The organism is Brunnivagina elsteri CCALA 953 (assembly GCF_002289455.1).
GTDB classification, from domain to species: Bacteria; Cyanobacteriota; Cyanobacteriia; order Cyanobacteriales; family Nostocaceae; genus Brunnivagina; species Brunnivagina elsteri.
Genome location: NZ_NTFS01000422.1, coordinates 1 through 5,454, shown reverse-complemented (window position 1 = coordinate 5,454; position 5,454 = coordinate 1). Strand labels below are relative to the sequence as shown.

2 protein-coding genes and 1 pseudogene are annotated in these 5,454 nt (G+C 39.2%); 1 reads left to right on the top strand and 2 read right to left on the bottom strand.

From position 1 onward, the window contains the following. Positions 1-206: 206 nt before the first annotated feature. Positions 207-1,301 (bottom strand): recombinase RecA, encoded by a 1,095-nt coding sequence (gene recA / locus CK510_RS25520; RefSeq protein WP_095724342.1) that lies wholly within the window; start codon positions 1,299-1,301, stop codon positions 207-209. 513 nt (positions 1,302-1,814) lie between these two features. Continuing rightward, positions 1,815-4,343 (bottom strand): PAS domain S-box protein, encoded by a 2,529-nt coding sequence (locus tag CK510_RS25515; protein ID WP_095724341.1) that lies wholly within the window; start codon positions 4,341-4,343, stop codon positions 1,815-1,817. A 466-nt stretch (positions 4,344-4,809) separates the two neighbouring features. Here CK510_RS25515 and CK510_RS25510 point away from each other — a divergent pair. Further along, positions 4,810-5,415 (top strand): annotated as a pseudogene (locus CK510_RS25510) (adenylosuccinate synthetase); the annotation flags it as partial. Between the last annotated feature and the right edge of the window lie 39 nt (positions 5,416-5,454).

Below are 5,454 nucleotides of genomic sequence, written 5' to 3'. Positions count from 1 at the left end.
TAGGGTGTGTTAGCGCAGCGTAACGCACCATTCCAAATCAAATCGAAAGTTGTAGGTTATTAAATCCTCATTCCTTACCATATCATTCGTGGGTCAGGGCGGGAAAACCCCGCCCCTACGCCAACCTCTTCGACGTAGCTTGCTTCCATTAAGTGATATGCAATGACGGGTTTTGGATCATTTATTTATTGAAATACTCTAGCTTCCTACTCTTCCAATTCTTCCAATTCTTCATCATCTTCATCCTCCTCATCTTCGGCAACCTTCTGTACTGAATTTGCAGAAACAACAGCACCTTTATCGAGTTTCTCCCGAACCAATTTCGTAACTTGTTCGACAAAATCAGGTTTCTCTTCCATATATTTAATTGCATTGTCCCGCCCTTGGGAGATATTATCGCCGTTGTAGCTGTACCAAGCTCCTTTACGACTCAAAACACCTGTTTCCTCTGCCAAATCCACTAAACAGCCAATGGTGGAAATACCCTTACCGAAAATGATGTCAAACTCAGCAATTCTAAACGGTGGTGCAACTTTGTTTTTGGCAACTTTCACTTTGACTCTGTTACCAAACTCCTCAGTACCTTTTTTCAAAGTCTGAATCCGACGAATATCTAGACGCACCGATGAATAATACTTCAAAGCATTACCACCAGTAGTTGTTTCTGGGCTGCCGTAGGTGACACCGATTTTGTGGCGCAACTGGTTAATAAAAATAACAGTGCATCCAGATTTACCAATATTACCTGTAATTTTACGTAAAGCTTGGCTCATCAACCTTGCTTGTAAACCAACGTGGACATCACCCATTTCACCTTCAATTTCCGCACGGGGTACTAGTGCAGCTACCGAGTCAATCACGACAATATCTACAGCAGCCGATCGCACTAATTGATCGACGATTTCTAACGCTGCTTCCCCTGTATCAGGCTGGGAAATTAGCAAATTGACGGTATCGACTCCCAATGCTGCTGAATAAGCTGGATCGAGTGCATGTTCCGCATCTACGTAAGCTGCAATCCCACCTTGCTTTTGCACTTCAGCCACAGCATGTAGTGCCACTGTGGTTTTACCCGAACTTTCTGGACCATAAATCTCAATTACTCGTCCCTTGGGCAAACCACCACCTAATGCCAAATCAAGAGTTAACGCTCCTGTGGAGATGGTTTCAACCTTCATCCGGGTTGCATCACCCAAACGCATGATTGTACCTTTCCCAAAGGTTTTCTCAATCTGGCTGAGTACCACACTCAGAGCTTTTTGCTTGGCAGCATTATTATTATCTGCTGTGCTTGCAGCCATTTTTGCCTCTTTTTTACCGTTGCCATCTGCGGTGTTTACAGCCATTTTTGCCTCTTTTTTACCATTACCATCTGCGGTGCTTACAGCCATTCTCGCCTCTTTATCGTATGTAACTATAATTAATTATCGATTTGCTTGGAGTATAAATCTGGGTTTCTATTAGAACAGACATACTATTTTACGCTAGAAAAATCAAAAATGGGACATCTTCAACAAAAAACATCACAACATTGTATGGGATATTCCTCCGGAACACTAAAGCGATAAACTGACCGTTCGATTTGGCATGGTCGCCTTAGTTAAGGGTATGTCTTGTTGGAGTGACTTCGCAACTCAGGGTATATGTGCATTATTATACAAGGATTCCAAAATAGACCAGGTAATGGATTACTCAAGCTTGACACATCTGAATTCTAGCGATATTAAGTAAAAAATCTCATATAATATCGAATTCTAATCCAAAAATCCGGTAGAGACGACCCGATGGGTCGTCTCTACAGTAATTCCTAACTCCTAACTATTAACAGTGCTGATTGCTTGTAATAATTCGCTCGCGGTGCAGGGTTTTGATAAAAATGCTTCAACTCCCATTTCTCTGACTTGGGTGGTTTTGTGACTAAATACTAATCCACTGATGGCGATAATTTTAACTTGCGGATTGATGTTTTTTAAAGCGCGAATTGCTTTTTCCCCATCCATTGAAGGCATCATCATGTCGAGTAAGATAATGCTAATGTCTTGGTGATATTTAGTGTAAGTCGCAACTGCTTCTCTGCCATCACTTGCTGTTAAAACTTTATAATTACAGGCTTCCAAGGTTGATTGAGTAATTTTACGGATTGCAGCTTCATCATCAACTACTAAAATTACTTCTCCGTCTCCAGCCATCATTTCGATTTCAGGGAGGATTTGGGATAATGGTTGTTTAATTTCTTTTGCTGGTAAATAGACTTTAAAGCTAGTATATTCACCAACTTTGCTATCAACATCAATAAAACCGTCGTGATTTTTGATGATTGATAGTACTGTCGAAAGTCCCAAACCTGTTCCTTTACCTACTTCTTTGGTGGTAAAAAATGGTTCAAAAATTCGTTCTTGAATATCTGGGGGCATTCCAATCCCTGAATCTGTAACGGTAATGAGGATATAATTGCCTTCGCGAGGGTGAAAATTTATTTGAGTATCATATCGCTCTATTTCGATATTTTTCAGAGAAATTGTGAGTTTTCCCCCGTCAGGCATGGCATCGCGGGCATTTACCACCAAATTCATTAATATTTGGTGAATTTGTGTTGTATCTCCACAACAGCGATTGATATTTTTGTCAATGTCTTGCTGGAAAATGATTTGTTTGGGGAATGTTTCGGTAATTATTTGTGCGATTTCGGCGAAAATCTGCTTGAAGTCTACATTTGTTCGCTTACTTTCGATTCCAGTGGCAAATGAAAGTACTTGTTTAACTAAATTTGCCCCTCTTTTAACGTTATTTTCTAGAGTTTTTAATAACTTCTGCTGTTCTTTGTCGTGCAATTTCATTTGCAACAACTGTACCGACATCATAATTGGTGAAAGTACATTATTTAAATCGTGAGCGATACCTCCTGCCAGAGTACCAATACTTTCGAGACGTTGCGATCGCAATAGTTGTGTTTCTAATAATTTCTTCTGGGTAATGTCGGTATTTACCATTAAGATGGATTTGGGTTCTCCCATGCCATCGACTACCAAAGTCCAACGACTTTCGACTATAATTTCCCTACCATCTTGACGTAATTGATTTAATTCACCTTGCCACGAACCTGATTCAATCACATTTGCGATCGCATGATGTAATTGGGAATTATCCTCTTTGTACAAAAGTTTCGTGACATTTTCCCCGATTGCATCCCCTGCACTCCAACCATAAACCCGTTCTGCACCTTTATTCCAATATTGAATTTGACCTTGGATATTCTGTACTAAAATTCCATCAACAGCGATATCGAGTAATGCAGCTTGTTCGCGAATCTTTTGTTCTGCTAATTTGCGTTCGCTCACATCACGCATCACAGCTAAGTGTAAAAAAGTACCATCAAATTCGTTAGGAAGTGGTACTGCATGGGATTCTACCCATTTGCGTGTACCTTTACAGCTAATAATTTCAAACTCCAGTTTTCCGCGTATTCCCTGACAAACACTCTTATGTAATGTGAAAAATTCTTCTAAGTATTCCGGTGCAATTCTGATTCCCACATATCTACCAACTAATTCATCGGCAGTATCAACTTCCATGATTGAAAGTCCAGATGCATTAATTTCTAACAGGGTTCCATCTGGGGAAATTAGCTGGATGCATTCCGGTTCAGCATCAATTATAGTTCGTAACCGATTTTCACTATACATTAACCTCTGTTCTGTCAATTTCAAGCGAGTAATGTATTTTCGTAATAAAACATACAACAACCCCAATAACCCCACATCACCAAACGTGACAATGGAGAAAGTTGTCATCGTGCTTCTGAAGCTGGAATTCGATGCATTAACCCGTTGCTGTAATAAATTTTGTTCCCCTAATTTAATTTTTAAGGTTAGCTGCTGAATCTGATTAATGCGATCGCTTGTAGAATCAGATAAGGCTAAAATTGGTTCTGGGGAAATTTTTTTGAGAATACTTCGTCGTTTAATTTCACCCTCAAAGCTGTTAAAACTTTCACTAATTTGATAATTGAGTAAAATAATCTCTTTTTTAGTCTTTGATTCCTGAAGTGCTAAAGTTTGCAACAATCGGAGATTTTCAGATGTTTGCTCTAACCCCTTATTATAGTCATTTAAATAACTTTTTTCAGCAGTAAGTAGATAACCTCGTGTGGCAATTTCAGTATGATTAAATGCCGACAATGTACGTTCTAATTGGGTAATAACTCGTAAAGATTGCATTACCCAATCCTGATGATAAGTAAGTTGAATTGTATTGCTCGTGGAAATGACAGCATTCAAGATGATAACTGCCAATGCGACCCCAAAAACAGCCGTCAACTTTTTGGTAAAAGACAACTTTTTCATGCGTGTGTGGGAAACTCCCCGGAAACGAGGTGCTATTTCTTGCTTGATGCTGTCGTTGTTGTTATCGATAACTAAAAAACCACTTGAACTAATTCAACTAGTTTCAGGAGCTATAAAGTTTGAACTGCCATAACTCAACAATCCAAAATCGAAGGAAGACAACAATAGCTACTTCCCGGTTATGATTGCTGTATCGAGGTACTCAATTCCGATAAATTTATGTATTGATGTGCAAAGTAATACCACTACGAAGATAGCATTAAGAATAAATAGGGAAATACTTTATTAAAATTACCTATTCTGATTTGCAACGGATACTATTACCAAAAACTCAAGAAACTCATAAGTTCATACTATGTTTAAACATTAATTTTTTTGACAATCTGATTAAATAGGCTTGACATTGTTACTAATATCTGTTCATAATCTTAGTTTGTGAAAACTTTAGCTTAATAGAAATAAAAAATTGGCTAACGTCATTGTCATTGGTGCCCAGTGGGGCGATGAAGGAAAAGGAAAAATAACTGATTTACTCAGCCGCTCCGCAGATGTAGTTGTACGTTACCAGGGTGGTGTCAATGCTGGACACACAATTGTAGTTAAAGGTCAGACCTTTAAACTGCATTTGATTCCCTCTGGTATTTTGTATCCAAACACTGAGTGCATTATCGGTTCGGGAACGGTAATCGATCCGAAAGTTTTAATTGCCGAACTCGATCAACTCGATCAACTGGGAATTTCGACAGAAAATCTGTATATTTCCGAGACAGCCCATGTCACGATGCCATATCATCGGTTAATCGACCAAGCTGCGGAAGGACAAAGGGGCGATCGCAAGATTGGAACCACGGGTAGGGGAATTGGTCCAACCTACGCTGATAAATCGGAACGGACGGGAATCAGGATATTAGACCTGATGGACACCGAAGGACTGCGGGAACAGTTAGAGTGGACAATAAATTATAAGAACGTCATTTTAGAAAAGCTATATAACCTACCACCGTTAAATGCCCAAGAAATTATTCAAGAGTATTTGGGACATGCATCTCACCTGTTCCACAATATTGATACACAATATGAATAATTTATTTTTGCGAGTTTCCAAGCACTT

Coding starts and splice junctions, on each gene's coding strand:
- CK510_RS25515 (WP_095724341.1), bottom strand. CDS start 4,343: ATGAAAAAGTTGTCTTTTACCAAAAAGTTGACGGCTGTTTTTGGGGTC.
- recA (WP_095724342.1), bottom strand. CDS start 1,301: ATGGCTGCAAGCACAGCAGATAATAATAATGCTGCCAAGCAAAAAGCT.